Here is a 16,004-nt window from a genome sequence, read left to right as displayed (position 1 = left end):
CTTTGCTGCCGTTCCCGCCCATCACTGCTGCCCAAGGCCCCATGCACCTTTCTCATCTGGTCCCCGCCGCGCCCGCACCGCGCCTCGCCCGTTTCACCGTCAGCGTCATCGCCGTGGCCGTACTCGCGGCCTGCGGCGGTGGCGGCAGCGACGACGACGACCGCGTCACGCTCAAGCCGAACCGCGCGCCGTTCCCGCTGGTCGAGGCGACGATCGAGAGCTTCCACACCGCGATGCAAAGCGGCGACGTCTCGTGTCGCGACATCGTGCAGGGCTACCTCGACCGCATCGCCGCGTATGACAACGAGCCGTCGGCGGCGTTTCCGAACAGCCCCGCGCTGCGCAGCGTGATCACCACCAGCCCGACCGCGCTCGCGCAGGCCGACGCGATGGACGCCGAGTTCTTCGGCAAGGGCCGCATGGTCGGGCCGATGCACTGCGTGCCGGTGCTCGCCAAGGACAACTACGACACCGCCGACATGAAGACGACCGGCGGGTCGCTCGCGCTCGCCAACAACCAGCCGCCCGACGACGCGTACACGATCCGGCGCCTGCGCGAGGCCGGCGCGATCATCATCGGCAAGGCCAACATGGACGAGTTCGCGTTCGGCTTCACCGGCAGCTCGGCGCTCGGCGGCAAGACCAGGAACGCGTACATCGCGGTCAACAGCGCGGGCGGCTCGTCGTCGGGCACCGGCACCGCGATCGCCGCCAACCTCGCGATGGTGGGCCTCGGCACCGACACCGGCGGCTCGATCCGCGTGCCGGCCGCCGTCGAGGGCCTCTACGGCCTGAGGCCCTCGCTGCGCCTCGTCAGCCAGGACGGCATCCTGCCGCTCGCACACGGCCAGGACACCGGCGGCCCGCTCTGCCGCGCGGTGCGCGACTGCGCGCTCACGATGGACGCGCTGGTCGGCTTCGACCCGTCGCCGTTCAGCGGCCAGCGCATCGCCAAGGCGTGGGATTCGCCGCTGGTCCCGTCGGCCGCCGCGTACGCGACCATGGTGTCGCTGCCGACCACCTACACGGCGTCGCTGCGCACCGACGGACTCGTGGGCGCGCGCATCGGCGTGGTCCGCTCGATGTTCCCGAACCGGACCACGGCGAACGCCGCGTTCCTGGACGCGCTGAACGGCGCGCTCGACCAGATGCGGGCGGCCGGCGCGATCGTCGAGGACACCGACATCGCCAACCGCGCGACGGTGCTCACGAGCTACGCGAGCCTCTCGACGTACCAGTTCCGCGACGACCTCACGGCGTACCTGACGTCGTGGAGCTCGGCGGTCGACAACCACCTGCGCAGCACCGAAGCGGTGGGCGACGCCCTCGCGACGCTCGAGCCGACGCGGGTCGCCAACTTCCGCACCTACATCACGGCCGGCACCAACAAGGAGTCGAATCCGACGTACCAGAACAACCTGACGCCGCGCGACGAGTACGTCATTCCGCGCGTCACGGCGGCGCTCAACAACGTCGACTTCGCGACCGGCGCGACACGCGGCGCGGCCTACGACGTGCTGGTCTATCCGGTGCTGCAGGGCTTCAACAGCCTGAGCGTCAACTCGGGCAGCAACAACCGCCTGAGCCCGTTCACGGGCTTCCCGGCGATGGCGATCCCGGTCGGCTTCATCAAGGCGACCGCGACCTCGCCGTCGGTCGAGCCGGTCGGGCTCGAGATGATCGCGCGCGAGTTCTCCGAGCCCACGCTGTTCCGTCTGGCCGCCGGCTGGGAGCGCACGACGATGCCCCGCGTGACGAGTCCGCTCGCGCCGGAACTGGCTCGCCCCGCGGCACCGGCGGCGTCGGCGTCACGCTGAGCACCGCACGGGCGCGGCGGCGCCGGTAACTCGCCGGCGGCCCTCCGAGGCATGTCGAGCGCGGCACCGGCGCCGCGGCGCCGGCGGATCGGCCATGAGCAGCTTGCCGCCGCCGGCCTCACCCGGCGGCCAGCCGATCCATGCAGCGCCGGTGATGCCCGTTCACGCTGTTGGCGAACCACTCGTTGGTGAGCGGGCGGCTGATCTTGGCGCCCTCGAGCTGGATGCGCGGCACCTGGGCGCGCGGCAGCGGCCTTCCTTCGGCCTCTTCGGCGAGCTCGAACACGCGCCGGTAGAGCCGCGTCTCGGCGAAGTCGGCGCGCCGGCCGCGCTCGAGCGCCGCCTCGATGTCGCGCTCGCCGAGGCCGAGCCGGCCCGCCATCGAACGCACCGCGAGCAGCGTGCTGCCGGCGCCCCTGGCGCTGCTATCGCGCGCGAGCAAGGCGCCGTCGGCGACCAGCGGAATGCCCGACGCGCTGCTCGCCGCTCGCTGGAACGCCGCGTTGCGGCTCGCGTACTGGCCCGCGTTGTAGTCGGCGAATCGATAGAGCAGGCGGTCGTACGGGGCGTCGTAGGCGAGCAGGTGGGCGATGCCGAAATAGACGCTGCCGCGCCGCGTGAACAGCTCTTCGGCAATGCCCCTGGGCGCCGGATACGGGTACGGCTTGCTCGACGCGAGCGCCTCGGCGAATTCGACGTTGACCTGCATCGGCCCGCGCGTGCGGATCGGGTTCCAGTCGGCGAACAGGCGGCGCCCCATCGGCACCGCGCCGATCAGGTCCTGGAAGATGTCGCTCAGCTCCTTCTCGGTCTTAGCGGCCTCGATGCGCTCGAGGAAGCTCTGGCCGTTGCCGGACGGCAGGCGCAGCGCGGTGCGCACGACGAGCGCCGGCACGCCAATGCGATCGGCACGGCGCTCGATCTCGCGCAGCGTGAGCCCGCCGAGGCCGGGCACCACCGGGTTCACGCGAAAGCCGGACTCCTGCTGGATCACCGCCATCACGGCGCACACGCTCTCCGGGCCCGGCGCGACGTCGTGGGCGACGAAGCCGGCGTAGATGTCGGCGACCCAGCCGGGGCGGTCGCTCACGTTCGCCGGCAGCGCCGCATCGATCAGCTCGCGGGCTTCGCCGGCGGTCATCGCGCGCGGCGCCGGTCGCGGCGGCTCGGTCGCGCAGCCGGCGAGCAGCGCGCCGACGAGCGCGAGCACGCCGGCGCAGCGTCCGGCACGGGCCGCGGCAGCGCGGCGAAGGGCAGAGGTGGGCATGGTGGATGGGCTCGGCACGCGCCGATCATGCGGCAAACGCGGCGCCGGCTCCGATGCCCGCGGCGCAGGGCACCCGCTCGCGCCGTCGCGTGCAGCGTGACGAATTCACGTCGTGTAGTAACCTGCCGCGCGCTGGATGCATCGGCGTCGCGACGGCTTTTCGGGCGCGGTCACGAAGGCGTCACGCAGCGTTCCTATCGTCCTAAGGCGCGCCGGGTCGAGGCGCCATTCACCCATTGCCGAGGAGACCTCATGCCAGTCCTTTCCCGATCCCGCTCGTTCCGCGTCCGCGTGCTGCAGATGGCGATCCCGGCCGCCCTCGCGCTGCTGAGCGCCACCGCCTCGGCCGACGCGGTCAAGCAGCTGAACGGGCTCGCCCCGCTGGTGCTGGCGCATCGCGGCACCACCGGCTACCTGCCCGAGCACACGCTCGGCGGCTACGAGCTGGCGGTCAAGATGGGCGCCGACTACATCGAGCCCGACCTGCAGCTCACCAAGGACGGCGTGCTCGTCGCGATGCACGACGACACGCTGACCCGCACGACCAACGTGCAGCAGCTGTTCCCCGGCCGCAGCAACTACGCGGTCTCGGAGTTCACGCTTGCGGAAGTCAAGTCGCTCACCGTCAAGCCCGTCGGCACGGCGTCGACCTCGTACCCCGGCTTCACGCCGGTGTCGGCCGACCCGTTCAAGATCCCGACGTTCCAGGAAGTGATCGACCTCGCGAAATCGCAGAGCGCGCTGGTCGGCCGCGAGGTCGGCATCTATCCGGAAGCCAAGCAGGCCGACCCGGTGATGGAAGACAAGATCCTGCAGACGCTGATCGCCAACGGCTACACCGGCGCCGACAAGGTGTTCATCCAGTCGTTCTCGATCGACACGATCAAGAGCATCGCCGACAAGCAGAAGGCGCTCGGGCTCGACTTCGACCTCGTGGTGCTGAGCTCGTCGTCGAACGCGCTGGTCACGTATGGCCTGGCCAACATCGCGCAGTTCGCCGACGGCGTGGGCGTCTCGATCACCGGCGCGGGCATCGGCGAGGCCTTCATCGACCTCGCGCACGCGGCCGGCCTGCTGGTCCACGGCTACACCTTCAACCGCCAGGGCACCCTCGCCGACCCCGAGTACCAGCGCTTCTTCAACTGGGGCATGGACGGGGTGTTCTCGAACTACACCGATCTCGCGGTTGCCGCGCGCAACGCGTTCCTCGCCGCGCAGGTGCCGGAACCCGGCACGCTCGCGCTGCTCGCGCTCGGCCTCGGCGCCGCCGGCGCGGCGACGCGGCGTCGTTCCGCCAGCGTGCGGCCCGCAGCCGCCTGCTGAGGCAGCGATCCGCCGGTGCTTGCGCGTGAGCCGCGACGGACCTCGGCAACGGCGTGCGCGCGAGCGCGCGCTTCGACGCACCCTCCGTCGAAGCGCGTTCCGGCTTTCACGCGCGGAGCGTGCTTGCCGGAGCTCCGCGTGACGGTGCACGCCGACGTGGAGCCCCCGTGCAGCGCGCCGCCGGCGCGTTGGGCCGCCTGCGGCGCCCGAGCCGCCATCGGCCGGCGCGCCGCCCTCGCCCGCTGCCTTGCCGTCGTCGCTCTCGCCGGCGCCGAGCCCACCGCGTTCGCGAGCGGATCGAACGACTGGTCGGCGCTACGGCGCTCCGGCGCCATCGCGCTGATGCGACACGCCGAGGCGCCCGGCATCGGCGACCCGGCCGGCTGGCGTCTCGACGATTGCGCGACCCAGCGCAACCTCAGCGAGAACGGACGCGCCGACGCGCGCGCGATGGGCGAGCGCCTGCGTGCCGAGCGCATCGACGTGCGGCGCGTCCTCAGCTCGCCATGGTGCCGCTGTCGCGACACCGCCGAGCTGCTCCGCGTCGGCCGGGTCGATATCGAGCCGACCTTCGGCAATGCCTACGTGATGAGCGAGCGGCGCGGCGCGCTCACCGAGGGCGGCCGCGCCGTCCTTCGCGCGTGGCGTGGCCCCGGCGTGCTGCTCGTGGTGACGCACGGCGAGAACATCGCGGCGCTCACCGGACACAGCCCCGCGTCGGGCGAGATCGTCGTGGTCGAGGCGAGCGCCGACGCGCTGCGGGCGATCGCGACGCTGACGGTGCCGGCGCGCCGCTGAATCGGGCGGCGCACCGCGCCGACGCCGGCGAACCGGCCTCGGGCTCCTTCACGGGAGCGTCGCGTCGCGCAGCCCCCGCGCCGTCGCTATCGGCTCACGGCTGGAACAGCGGAACGCCGCCCACGCTGCCGCCCGTCAGCACGATGGTGTAGGCCGGCTTGACGCGGTCGCTGTCGCCGCTCATCGAGCGCTCGGCGCGCACCAGGCCGACGCCCGGCGCCCACCATGCATCTTCGGTCTGCGTGACCGACGGCAGGTCGCGCCGGCGGTCCGACGGCTGCACGGTGAGCGTGATCACGTTGCGGAAGTGGGCGACGTCGGCGAGGGTCGCGCGCGGCAGCGTCATCGACTCGAAGCCGACCAGCACCTGCGTGATCTCGAGCCGGAAGCTGTCGACCAGGCGGTCGCCGTCCACGTCCTCGCCCCAGCTGCCCTGGCGCACCAGGCGGCGCGTCGACCCGACGGGATAGAACGGCTCGGCGTACTCGAGCAGGTTGCCGATCTGGTCGACCACCGCGGGTGGGAACTGGTCGGCGAGCGGACGCACCGCGAGCAGCCCCTGCGGCGTGCGCCGGTAGGTGGTGGTGGTGATGCCCGCGACCGAGCTCTCGGTGACCGCGATGTCGCTGGCGCCGGCGGCGGCGACGCTGCGCGTCAGCGTCTGTCCCGTGACGCCGGCGGTCTGCAGCTCGTACACCCAGCGGTCGCCGGGCGCGGCCGGGAAGTAGTTGCGGGCGCGCAGGTCGAGGCGCGCGCCGCTCGGATTGGTGTCCTCCGACAGGGCCGGCAGCGGTTCGCGCGGCCCGTCGTCGCCGCCACCGCCGCCGCACGCCGCCAACAGGGCAGCGGCCACGGCGACCGCCCAGCTCCGGATTCCGATCATGTTGAGTTCTCCCGACGCGTGACACACACGCGCTGAGCGGGCATTCGGCAGGCCCAGCCACCCGGGAACTCCCTTCGGGGCTGGTCGCCGACTGGCGGGGGCAACCGACGCGGCCGGTGACGATCGAGGCGGCGGGTGGCCGCGCGGCCCGAACCGCGATGTCGCGCTCAGCCGGCGCGCGGAGCGGGCAGCGGCTCGTCGCTAGGGTCCGCTGCACTGCGCCGCGCAGACCCGGCCACCAGATCGAACCGGAACAGGCGGCACTCGATCGGACCGTTCCACATCGGGGTGCGCCGCGACTCCTTGAGGCGCATCGCGCCGGGCAGCCGGGGATCGGGGCTCAGCACGTAGGCCGTCCAGCCGGCCGGGTGCGCGGTGTAGGCCCGCTTCCAGTGCGCGGCCAGGCGCTCGAAGAAGTCGCCCGGCGTCGCGCGGTCCTCGGCCGACGGCCGAGCGGCCTTGCCGGCGACGTCGATGCGCTCGCCGTACGGCGGGTTGACCATCAGCGTGCCGGGCAGCGCGGGGTCGAGCGACGGCGCCGGACGCTCGAGCGCGTCGCCGCCGTGGAAGGTGATCGCATCCAGGACGCCGGCGCGCTCGGCGTTGCGGCGTGCGAAGTCGACCATCCGGAACGAGACGTCGCTCGCGAAGATCGGCACCGCCGATGCATGGATGCGCGACCGGGCGTGGCTCTTCAGGCGCTGCCACTCGGCGCGCTGCTCGGGCGTCGCGAACGGCAGCAGGCGCTCGAACGCGAATCGCCGCTGCAGCCCGGGCGCGATGCCGCAGGCGATCTGCGCAGCCTCGATGGCGATGGTGCCGGAGCCGCAGCACGGGTCGTGGAGCGCGCCGCCGGCTTCGGGCGTGCCGCGCCAGCCGGCGGCGGCGAGCATCGCCGCGGCGAGCGTCTCCTTGAGCGGCGCGTCGCCCTTGTCCTCGCGCCAGCCGCGCTTGAACAGCGGCTCGCCCGAAGTGTCGACGTAGAGCGCGGCGTGGGTCTCGCCGAGGTGCAGCACGAGCGGCAGGTCGGGGTGGCGCAGCTCGACGCTCGGGCGCTCGCCGGTCGCCTCGCGCAGCTGGTCGCAGACCGCGTCCTTGACAATCAGCGCCGCGAAGTTGAGGCTGCGCAGCGGGCTGCGATGGGCGGTCGTGTCGACGCGCAGGGTGTGTGCCGGCGTGATCCAGTCGCCCCAGTCGACGCCGCGCGCCAGCGCGTAGAGGTCGCGCTCGTCACGGTACGGACCTTCGGCGACCTGCACCAGCACGCGCTGCGCGATGCGGCTCTGGAGGTTGAGCACCATCACGTCGCGCGCGGTGCCGTCGAGCATCACACCGCCACGCTCGATCCCGACGACGGCGTCGGGCAGGGCACGCCGCGCCTCGTCGGCGAGAAACGGCTCGACGCCGGCGGCGCAGCGCAGGAACAGGGGCAGCGGCATGGAAGGTTCGGGCGGCGGCGCAGGATGCGCGGCCGCCGACGCTACATCGTCTTGCGCAGCTGCGTCGGCGCGATCTTGAGCGCCTCGCGGTACTTGGCGACCGTCCGGCGCGCGACGTGGATGCCCTGCTCCTCGAGCATCGCCGAGATCTGGCTGTCCGAGAGCGGCTTGGCGGGGCTTTCCGAACCGACGATCTGGCGGATCAGCGCGCGCACCGCGGTGCTCGACGCGTTGCCGCCGGCGTCGGTGTTGAGCGACGACCCGAAGAAGTACTTCAGCTCGAAGGTGCCGAACGGCGTCGCCATGTACTTGGCGGTGGTCACGCGCGAGATCGTCGACTCGTGCAGGCCGAGCTCGTCGGCGATCTCGCGCAGCACGAGCGGCTTCATCGCGATCGCACCGTGCGTGAAGAAGCTCTTCTGCCGCTCGACGATCGCCTGCGACACGCGCTGGATGGTGTCGAAGCGCTGCAGGATGTTCTTGACGAACCAGCGCGCTTCCTGGAGATGCGTGTTGAGCCCCGCGGCCGCGCCGTTGAGGTTGCCGCGCTGCTTGCGGATGGCGTTCGCGTAGAGGTCGTTGATGCGCAGCTTGGGCATCACGTCGGGGTTGAGCACGACCTTCCAGCCACGCCCCGACTTCTGCACGATGACGTCGGGGACGATGACGTTGGCCTCGGCGCGCGCGAACGGCCGGCCGGGCTTCGGCTCGAGGCCGACGATCATCGCCTGCGCCTCGCGCAGCTGCTCCTCGTCCGCGCCGGTGACCGCCATCAGCCGCTTGAGGTCGCGCTTGGCGAGCAGCGGCAGGTGGTTCTTGCAGATGATGATCGCGATCATCTGCGCCTCGCTGCGCGGCAACGCGCGCAGCTGCAGCGTGAGGCACTCGCCGAGGTCGCGCGCGCCGACGCCGGTCGGCTCCATGCTCTGCAGCCAGCGCAGGCCGCAGCGCAGCTGGGCCAGCACCTCCTCGTACTCGGCGTTGCCGGCTCCCTCGGACTCGCTGGCGTGCCCGGTCAGCTTGGCGGCGATCTCCTCGATGGAGTCGGCCAGGTAGCCGTCGTCGTCGAGCGAGTCGATCAGCACCATCACCGCGGCGGCGTCGGCCGGGCCGAGCCGCATGCTCGACAGCTGCGCGCGCAGGTGGTCGCACAGGCTCGGCAGCGGCGAGTCGCGGTCGACGTCGTCGAACTCGTCGGCGTCGTTGTTGCGCGTCTTGCCTGGCGTCTCGTGGATGCCGTCGAAGTCCTCGCGTTCGGTGCCGTTCTCCCAGTCGTCGCGCTCGGGCGTGCCGAACTCGGCAGCATCGAGCGGAACGCCCTCGTCGCCACCCTCGCCGGTCGCATCGCTGCCGGCATCGGCAGCGGCGCTGGCGCGCTCGGCTTCGGCCGGTCCCGGGCGATCGTTGAGCGCCTCGAACACCGGCGCCGCCTCTTCCTCGGCCTCGAGGAACGGGTTCTGCTCGAGCATCTGCTCGACTTCTTGGTGCAGCTCGAGCGTCGACAGCTGCAGCAGCCGGATCGACTGCTGCAGCTGCGGCGTCAGCGCCAGATGCTGCGACTGGCGGACCTGGAGCGAGTGCTTCATAGGGCCCCCACGCGTCCTTCGGTCGCTGCCCCGCGAGGGGTCGCGGCCGCGCTCGGGAGCGGCCCGGCGCCCGGCCAGGCCGGCGAAAGTGAACGAAGCGACGTCATGGTCACATGCGGAAGTGCTCGCCGAGGTAGACCTTGCGGACGTCGGCGTTGTCGACGATCTCGGCCGGCGTGCCTTCGGCGAGCACCCGGCCCTCGCTGATGATGTAGGCGCGATCGCAGATGCCGAGCGTCTCGCGCACGTTGTGATCGGTGATCAGCACGCCGATGCCGCGGCTCTTGAGGAAGCCGATGATCCGCTGGATCTCGATCACGGCGATCGGGTCGATGCCGGCGAACGGCTCGTCGAGCAGGATGAAGCGGGGATGGCTCGCCAGCGCACGCGCGATCTCGACGCGGCGCCGCTCGCCGCCCGAGAGCGCGAGCGCCGGCGAGGTGCGCAGCTTCTGGATGCTGAGGTCGTCGAGCAGACGGTCGAGCTCGGCGTCGATGTCGGCCTTGGGAAGGCGGCGGCCGTCGGCGCCGACCTGCAGCTCGAGCACCGCGCGGATGTTCTCCTCGACGTTGAGCTTGCGAAAGATCGACGGCTCCTGCGGCAGGTACGAGAGCCCCATGCGCGAGCGCTGGTGGATCGGCAGTCGCTCGACCCGCTGGCCGTCGATCGAGATCGCGCCGGCGTCGGCGCGGACCAGCCCGACGATCATGTAGAAGCTCGTCGTCTTGCCGGCGCCGTTCGGCCCCAGCAGACCCACCACCTCGCCGCGCTCGACCGCCACGCGCACGTCGTGCACCACCTGGCGCGCGCCGTACGACTTGTTGAGGCCGATCGCCTCGAGGCCGCCGTGCGGGTGCGCCGCCGCAGCCGCGGCTCCCGCGCTGCCCCCCAGCGGCTCGCCCGCGCGGTTCACCGCGGCGTCCCCAAAGTCGGCGTCGAGCGCAGCGGCGGCGCGGACGCGGCGGCCGATGCGGCTGCGGCCGCCATGTCGGCGGCAGCGGCGCTGCCTTCGCGCGGCGCCAGCACCGCGCGGATGCGGCCGCTCGGATTCGCCGCGGTGGGTGTCGCGCCGCCGGTGACGTTGAACACCTCGGTCGTGCTGTCGTAGGTAACCAGGTTGCCGGTGATCTCGTCGGCGACCGTCGCGCCGCGCAGCCGTCGGACCGACGCGTTGGTAACGAAGCGGACCACGTCGGAGCGGCCGTCGTACTCGAGGCGCTGCGCCTCGCCCTCGATCCACTCGTCACCGACGTCGCGCTTCTGGCGGAACGTCGCAGGCTTGCCGGCCGAGCCGAACGCCACCGCGTTGTGATAGCCGCCCGGCGTCTCGCGCACCTCGATGCGATCGGCCCGGATCGTCATCGTGCCCTTGGTCACGACGACGTTGCCGTTGAAGACGACGAACTGGTTCAGCAGGTCGATCTTGCCCGGCAGGTCGGCTTCGACAGTGATCGGCTTGGCTCGATCGGCCTTGACCGCCTGCGCCGGCGTGGCGAGAACCGCGGCGAACGCGACGCTCCCGACCGCGAGAAAGCGGGCAATGCGGCGCCGGGAGGAGGTGTGGGTGTGATTCAGCATGGCGGCATGGAACTTGCATGCCATTCTAGCCAGCTCCGTACGCCGTGCGGCGTACCGGCTGTCGCGAATCACCAATCCGGAGGATCAACCGATCGGTGCTTGCCGCGCTGGCGAAGCTGGGCTCGCTCGACGAAGACCCAGTCTACGGCGGGTATGCGGGGGGTCGCACGCCAGATCGCCGGCGGCTGCGTGATGGACTGCGCAGCGGCACCGGCTCCGACTCTCGACGCGACCGGCGGCATTGCTCGGCCCGGTCGCTCCGCGCCGGTGCGGCGCGGACCTCGCCGATCAGCCGCGCCGCACCTGCGCGATCAGCGCGTCGGCGACCTGCAGCATCTTGTCGTTGCCGCCCGCCATGGTGCCGTTGATGAAGTAGCGGCCGTGCACGCCGAGCGCCGGCACGGCGTCGATCTTGTAGCCCTCGGCGATCTGGCGCGCCTGGCGCGACTTGGTCTGCACCGCGAACGAGTTGTACGCCGCCATGAACTTCGTCGCGTCGACACCGTTCTTGGCCATGAAGGTCTGGATCTCTTCGGACGTGCGCAGCTTCGTGCGGTCGTTGTGGATGGCCGCGAACACCTTGCGGTGCATGGTGTCGACGAGACCGAGGCTCTCGAGCGCGTAGTAGAGCTTCTGCTGCGCGGTGAACGGCTCCTCGCGGAACCACACCGGCACGCGGCGGAAGTTCACGTCGGCAGGGAGCTTCCTGGCCCAGGCGTCGAGCGCCGGCTCGAAGGCGTTGCAGTGCGGGCACTCGTACCAGAAGAAATCGACGACGTCGACCTTGCCCTGGCCCGACGGCGGAAGCGGCTGGGCGAGGCGCACGTAGTTGACACCCTCGACCGGCCAGCCAGCCTGCTGGGCGGCGGCGCCCACGCCCAGGGTGGCGAGGCCGCTGCCGGCAAGGCAGCTCGAGAATGCGCGTCGATTGAGTTTCATGGGCGATGGAGTCCGGAAGTTGAAGGGGGAAGAGTCGGTCGGCGGCGCCGAGTTCCGCGCGCCGGTCGCACGCGGCTAGCGCTGCACGCGGACCAGCGACGCGTCGACGCCGGCGCCGCTGAGGCGCTCCTTCGCCGCGTCGGCGTCGTCGCGCGTCTCGAACGGGCCGACCCGCACCCGATAGATCGTCTGCCCGTTCTGCTCGCGCTCGGTCAGGCGGCTGTCGATACCGGCGAGCGCGAGGCGCGCCCGCTGCTGCTCGGCATCTTCGGTGCGCGAATACGCGCCCGCCTGCACGAAGTACCTGAACGGATCAGGCCCGCCGGCGGTGGACAGCGGCGCCGACGCGCGCGCGGCCGCGGCGGTCGCCCGATCCGGCGTGGCGCGCTCGGCAGCCGACGCGGCGCGCGCGCTGCGCGTCGGCGCGCTTGCAGTCACGCTGACCGGCGGCGCGGCGACGACCTCGGGCGGCGCCGATGCGGGCAGCTCGGCGGCGGTCGGCGGTGCTGCGACGTTGGCCGACGGGCGCGCCGGGTTGCGGCCCGCGAGACCCGAGTTCGGGTCCCAGCTGCGGTTGCGCTCGGCCTCGGCAGCGTCCTGGTCGGGGCTGCGCTGCGGCACCTTGTTCACGAACGGGTTCGGTGCCTTGGTCACGTACAAGGCGACGGCGAGCGCCGCCGCCAGACCGATCAGGAGCCCGACGATCAGGCCGATGGCGAAACCGCCACGTTGGAACTTCATGCAGCTTGTCTCTCTTCGGAAGGCACCTCGCGCGCCATGCGGTCGGGTGCACCGACGCCGAGCAGCGCGAGGCTGTTGCGGATGATCTGCGCGGTCGCCTCGAGCAACGCCAATCGCGCCCGCGTGAGCGCCGGGTCATCGACCAGAAAGCGCTCGGCCGCGTAATAGCTGTGGAACAGCGCCGCGACATCGCGCAGGTAGAACGTGATCTCGTGCGGCGCGAGGCTCGCCGCCGCGCCCGCGACGAGGAGCGGGAAGTCGCCGAGCTTGCGCATCAGCGCCGCCTCGCTCGGCGCCTCCAGGAGGGCGAGGTCGGCCTGTGCGAGGTTCGTGACATCGCCGCCCTGCTCGGCGTACTGGCGCATCACCGAGCAGATGCGCGCGTGCGCGTACTGCACGTAGAAGACCGGGTTCTCGTCGTTCTGCTTGAGCGCGAGGTCGACGTCGAACGTGAACTCGGTGTCGGCCTTGCGGCTCAGCAGGAAGAAGCGCACCGCGTCACGGCTGGTCCAATCGATCAGGTCGCGCAGCGTCACGTAGCTGCCCGCGCGCTTGGAGATCTTGACCTCCTCGCCGCCCCTCATGACGGTGACCATCTTGTGCAGCACGTAAGCCGGGTAGCCGGCGGGAATGCCCTCGCCGGCGGCCTGCAGCCCGGCGCGCACGCGCGCGATCGTCCCGTGGTGGTCGCCGCCCTGCACGTTGATCGCGGTGGCGAAGCCCCGCTCGAACTTGTTCAGGTGGTACGCGACGTCCGGCACGAAGTAGGTGTAGGTGCCGTCGGACTTGCGCATCACGCGGTCCTTGTCGTCGCCGTAGTCGGTGCTGCGCAGCCAGAGCGCGCCGTCCGCCTCGTACGTCTTGCCGGCCGCCACGAGCCGCTGCACCGCCCGTTCGACGCGGCCGTCGGCATAGAGGCTCGACTCGAGAAAGTAGTTGTCGAAGCGGACCCCGAACGCCTGCAGGTCGAGGTCCTGTTCGTGGCGCAGATAGGCCACCGCGAAGTTGCGGATGCCGTCGATGTCGTCGACGTCGCCGCTCGCGGTGAAGCTGCGGTCGTCGGCATTCACCGTCTTCTTCGCCAGGAAGTCGGCCGCGATGTCGGCGATGTAGTCGCCGTTGTACGCCGAGCCCTCGGCCTCCCAGGCCGCGTCACCCGGCTTGTGGCCGAGCGCGCGCAGACGCACGCTCTTGGCGAGGGTCGCGATCTGCACGCCGGCGTCGTTGTAATAGAACTCGCGCGTCACCTCGGCACCCTGCGACGCGAGCAGGTTGCAGATCGCGTCGCCGAGCGCGGCCTGGCGCGCGTGACCCACGTGCAGCGGTCCGGTCGGATTCGCCGACACGAACTCGACCAGCACGCGCTCGCCATTCGCCGGCTTCCTGCCGTAGGCAGCGCCTCGGGCGAGCACGTCGGCGACCACCGCCTGGCGTGCCGCCGGGCGCAGTTGCAGGTTGATGAAGCCGGGGCCGGCGATCGACATCGACTCGACCCAGCGCTCGACCGCGGGCTGCGCCTGGAGCGCGGCCATCAAGGCGGCCGCGACCTCGCGCGGCGGGCGGCGCAGCGGCCTGGCGAGCGCCATGGCGGCAGTGCACGCGAGATCGCCATGCGCGGCGAGCTTGGGCGACTCGAAGCCCGGGGTGAAGTCGGCGGTCGGCGCGACCTCGCGCACCGCCGCGGCCAACGCGGCGAGCAGATCGTCTCGGGCTTGCATCATCGAACGATTTTATTCGGCGCCGCCCGCGCGCCCGATTGCCGCCGGTTTCGACCCCAGAGAGCGGCCGCGCCGGCAAAGCGCGATTCGGTCACGCGATCGTGATGTGCCGATCGAGGTCGCGCAGGCAGAATCGGCCGGCTCCACCAGGTCCGCCATGTCCGCCGTCCCCCTGCCCCCTACGACCGCACCGACCACTCCGGCGGCGCCGCCGCTGCCCGCGCAGATCGGCAAGTACCGCGTCCTCGGCCGGCTCGGCGAAGGCGCGACCAGCGAGGTCTATCTCGGCTTCGACGACTTCCAGGGGCGCCAGGTCGCGATCAAGCGGGTGCGGGCCGCCGCCGCCGGCGGCGACCCGATGGATGGCCACTACTCCGAGCGCTTCTTTGCTGCAGAAGCCGCGCTCGTGGGGCGGCTGCAGCACCCGAACGTGGTGCAGATCCTCGACGCGGTGCCCGACCCGGTCGCGCCGTATCTGGTGATGGAGTACGTCGCCGGCAGCACGCTGCGGCCGTATTGCCGCGCCGACCAGCTGCTGCCGCTCGAGCTCGTGGTGGAAATCGGCTTCAAGTGCGCCATGGCGCTCGGCTACGTGTATCGGCAGGGCCTGATCCACCGCGACGTGAAGCCGGCCAACCTGCTGGCGGTGCTGACCAACGGCGTCGTCACCGACGTCAAGATCAGCGACTTCGGCAGCGTGCTGAATCTCGGGTCGGACGTGACCCAGGTGCACCGCGTCGGCTCGCTGGCCTACATGTCGCCCGAGCAGCTCGACGGCAGCACGCTCGACAGCCGCGCCGACATGTACTCGCTCGGCGCGGTGCTCTATCACCTGATCGCCGGGCGGCCCCTCTTCGACGCGCAGACGCAGTCGGCGATGATGCATCAGATCTACCACGCCGATCCGGCGCCACTGGTCGACCTGCGCGCCGGCGTCAGTGCCGGACTCGACGCCGTGATCCAGCGTGCGCTCGCGAAGAACCCGGACGAGCGATATGCCGACTGGGGCGAATTCGCGCAGGCGCTGTCGGGCCTCGTCACCACGCAGCAGGTGCCGCGCGGCCGCATCCAGGACGTGCTCGACTCCGAGCGCTTCACGCTGCTGCGCACGCTCGAGTTCTTCCAGAGCTTCGGCGACGTCGAGCTGTGGGAGGTGGTGCACCGCGCGCGCTGGCAGCGCTTCAACTTCGGTCACGCGCTCTACCGCAAGGGGCAGGAAGGCAACAGCTTCCACATCATCGCGCAGGGCGAGGTCGAGGTCTTTCGCGACGGCAACCGCGTCGCCAAGCTCGGCTCGGGCACCTCGGTGGGCGAGATGGCCTATCTCGCGCCGAGCGACGAGCTCAAGCGCCACAGTACCGACGTCATCGTGACGAAGCCGGCAACGACGATCTCGTTCACCCCGGACTCGCTGATGCAGGTCAGCGCGAACTGCCGCCACCTGTTCCACGACTCGTTCATTCGGGTGCTCGTGCGGCGCCTGCACGCGGCGCACGAAGCCATCGCCCACCCGCGTCGCATCCTCTGACGCGGGGCAGGCGCAGCGCAGCGAGGGCCAGACGCGGCGTCACCCACGCCGGGGGGTTCACACCTCGGAGCGGATTGTTCGCGGCCGGTGCCCGAGGCTCAATCTCGAGCGGCAATCACGCCGTGCCCGAGGAACCCCCGATGAAAGCGCTCACCACTCTCGTCGTCGCCTGCTCGCTCGCCCTGGCCGCTGCCGGCGCGCCGGCAGCGCCCGCGAAGACCGCCGCCGATGGCGCGCCACCGGCCGCCAAGCCCGTCGACGGCGCCGCGAGGCCCACGCAGCAGAACAAGATGAAGACCTGCAACGCCGACGCCAAGGGCAAGAAGGGCGACGAGCGCAAGGCGTTCATGAAGGAGTGCCTCAGCCGGTAGACACCGAACGCCCAGC

General features: G+C 71.5%; 14 protein-coding genes. 5 read left to right on the top strand and 9 right to left on the bottom strand.

Annotated elements, in window-relative coordinates:
* The first annotated feature begins 41 nt into the window (after positions 1-41).
* Positions 42-1,817: an amidase gene (locus HQN59_RS02205; RefSeq protein ID WP_176065609.1), complete on the top strand. Its 1,776-nt coding sequence runs from the start codon at positions 42-44 to the stop codon at positions 1,815-1,817.
* Between the two features lie 118 nt (positions 1,818-1,935).
* On the opposite strand, the gene HQN59_RS02200 is transcribed toward HQN59_RS02205, so the two are convergent.
* A complete protein-coding gene (locus HQN59_RS02200) occupies positions 1,936-3,084 on the bottom strand; it encodes a DUF1615 domain-containing protein (protein WP_176065607.1) in 1,149 nt (382 codons plus the stop codon).
* A gap of 252 nt (positions 3,085-3,336) precedes the next feature.
* Between HQN59_RS02200 and HQN59_RS02195 the strand changes: the two genes are divergently transcribed.
* On the top strand, positions 3,337-4,407 hold the full coding sequence (locus tag HQN59_RS02195; RefSeq protein ID WP_176065605.1) for a glycerophosphodiester phosphodiesterase family protein: 1,071 nt from the start codon (positions 3,337-3,339) through the stop codon (positions 4,405-4,407).
* A 123-nt stretch (positions 4,408-4,530) separates the two neighbouring features.
* Positions 4,531-5,205 (top strand): histidine phosphatase family protein, encoded by a 675-nt coding sequence (locus HQN59_RS25915; RefSeq protein WP_246294631.1) that lies wholly within the window; start codon positions 4,531-4,533, stop codon positions 5,203-5,205.
* Positions 5,206-5,299: 94 nt separating this feature from the next.
* Here the strand turns inward: HQN59_RS25915 and HQN59_RS02185 are convergent, their stop codons facing one another.
* The 8 genes from HQN59_RS02185 to argS all read right to left on the bottom strand — a co-directional run bounded on the left by HQN59_RS02185 (position 5,300) and on the right by argS (position 14,092).
* Positions 5,300-6,088 (bottom strand): hypothetical protein, encoded by a 789-nt coding sequence (locus HQN59_RS02185; RefSeq protein WP_176065603.1) that lies wholly within the window; start codon positions 6,086-6,088, stop codon positions 5,300-5,302.
* 167 nt (positions 6,089-6,255) lie between these two features.
* Positions 6,256-7,527: a THUMP domain-containing class I SAM-dependent RNA methyltransferase gene (locus tag HQN59_RS02180; RefSeq protein WP_176065601.1), complete on the bottom strand. Its 1,272-nt coding sequence runs from the start codon at positions 7,525-7,527 to the stop codon at positions 6,256-6,258.
* Between the two features lie 41 nt (positions 7,528-7,568).
* Positions 7,569-9,113 carry an RNA polymerase factor sigma-54 gene (locus HQN59_RS02175; RefSeq protein WP_176065599.1) on the bottom strand — a complete coding sequence of 515 codons (1,545 nt, stop codon included), beginning with the start codon at positions 9,111-9,113 and terminating at the stop codon, positions 7,569-7,571.
* A 109-nt stretch (positions 9,114-9,222) separates the two neighbouring features.
* Complete coding sequence (gene lptB, locus HQN59_RS02170) at positions 9,223-10,005, bottom strand: LPS export ABC transporter ATP-binding protein (protein ID WP_176066259.1); 783 nt, start codon at positions 10,003-10,005, stop codon at positions 9,223-9,225.
* Between the two features lie 17 nt (positions 10,006-10,022).
* On the bottom strand, positions 10,023-10,691 hold the full coding sequence (gene lptA / locus HQN59_RS02165) for a lipopolysaccharide transport periplasmic protein LptA (RefSeq protein WP_176065597.1): 669 nt from the start codon (positions 10,689-10,691) through the stop codon (positions 10,023-10,025).
* Between the two features lie 288 nt (positions 10,692-10,979).
* Positions 10,980-11,630 (bottom strand): thiol:disulfide interchange protein DsbA/DsbL, encoded by a 651-nt coding sequence (locus tag HQN59_RS02160; RefSeq protein WP_176065595.1) that lies wholly within the window; start codon positions 11,628-11,630, stop codon positions 10,980-10,982.
* A 75-nt stretch (positions 11,631-11,705) separates the two neighbouring features.
* The gene (locus tag HQN59_RS02155; protein ID WP_176065593.1) at positions 11,706-12,371 is read right to left on the bottom strand and encodes an SPOR domain-containing protein; all 666 of its coding nucleotides are present in this window, start codon (positions 12,369-12,371) and stop codon (positions 11,706-11,708) included.
* Positions 12,368-14,092 carry an arginine--tRNA ligase gene (gene argS, locus HQN59_RS02150; RefSeq protein ID WP_176065591.1) on the bottom strand — a complete coding sequence of 575 codons (1,725 nt, stop codon included), beginning with the start codon at positions 14,090-14,092 and terminating at the stop codon, positions 12,368-12,370. Before argS ends, HQN59_RS02155 begins: the two co-directional genes overlap by 4 nt.
* A gap of 154 nt (positions 14,093-14,246) precedes the next feature.
* Between argS and HQN59_RS02145 the strand changes: the two genes are divergently transcribed.
* Together HQN59_RS02145 and HQN59_RS02140 are read left to right on the top strand one after the other, a co-directional pair.
* Complete coding sequence (locus HQN59_RS02145; RefSeq protein ID WP_176065589.1) at positions 14,247-15,617, top strand: serine/threonine-protein kinase; 1,371 nt, start codon at positions 14,247-14,249, stop codon at positions 15,615-15,617.
* A 140-nt stretch (positions 15,618-15,757) separates the two neighbouring features.
* Positions 15,758-15,988 (top strand): PsiF family protein, encoded by a 231-nt coding sequence (locus HQN59_RS02140; protein ID WP_176065586.1) that lies wholly within the window; start codon positions 15,758-15,760, stop codon positions 15,986-15,988.
* Positions 15,989-16,004: the final 16 nt, after the last annotated feature.

It is taken from the genome of Rhizobacter koreensis, assembly GCF_013366375.1.
Lineage (GTDB): Bacteria > Pseudomonadota > Gammaproteobacteria > Burkholderiales > Burkholderiaceae_C > Schlegelella_A > Schlegelella_A koreensis.
This window is presented reverse-complemented; position numbering and strand designations above follow the sequence as displayed.

Coding starts and splice junctions, on each gene's coding strand:
- HQN59_RS02205 (WP_176065609.1), top strand. CDS start 42: ATGCACCTTTCTCATCTGGTCCCCGCCGCGCCCGCACCGCGCCTCGCC.
- HQN59_RS02200 (WP_176065607.1), bottom strand. CDS start 3,084: ATGCCCACCTCTGCCCTTCGCCGCGCTGCCGCGGCCCGTGCCGGACGC.
- HQN59_RS02195 (WP_176065605.1), top strand. CDS start 3,337: ATGCCAGTCCTTTCCCGATCCCGCTCGTTCCGCGTCCGCGTGCTGCAG.
- HQN59_RS02185 (WP_176065603.1), bottom strand. CDS start 6,088: ATGATCGGAATCCGGAGCTGGGCGGTCGCCGTGGCCGCTGCCCTGTTG.
- HQN59_RS02180 (WP_176065601.1), bottom strand. CDS start 7,527: ATGCCGCTGCCCCTGTTCCTGCGCTGCGCCGCCGGCGTCGAGCCGTTT.
- HQN59_RS02175 (WP_176065599.1), bottom strand. CDS start 9,113: ATGAAGCACTCGCTCCAGGTCCGCCAGTCGCAGCATCTGGCGCTGACG.
- lptA (WP_176065597.1), bottom strand. CDS start 10,691: ATGCTGAATCACACCCACACCTCCTCCCGGCGCCGCATTGCCCGCTTT.
- HQN59_RS02160 (WP_176065595.1), bottom strand. CDS start 11,630: ATGAAACTCAATCGACGCGCATTCTCGAGCTGCCTTGCCGGCAGCGGC.
- HQN59_RS02155 (WP_176065593.1), bottom strand. CDS start 12,371: ATGAAGTTCCAACGTGGCGGTTTCGCCATCGGCCTGATCGTCGGGCTC.
- argS (WP_176065591.1), bottom strand. CDS start 14,092: ATGATGCAAGCCCGAGACGATCTGCTCGCCGCGTTGGCCGCGGCGGTG.
- HQN59_RS02145 (WP_176065589.1), top strand. CDS start 14,247: ATGTCCGCCGTCCCCCTGCCCCCTACGACCGCACCGACCACTCCGGCG.
- HQN59_RS02140 (WP_176065586.1), top strand. CDS start 15,758: ATGAAAGCGCTCACCACTCTCGTCGTCGCCTGCTCGCTCGCCCTGGCC.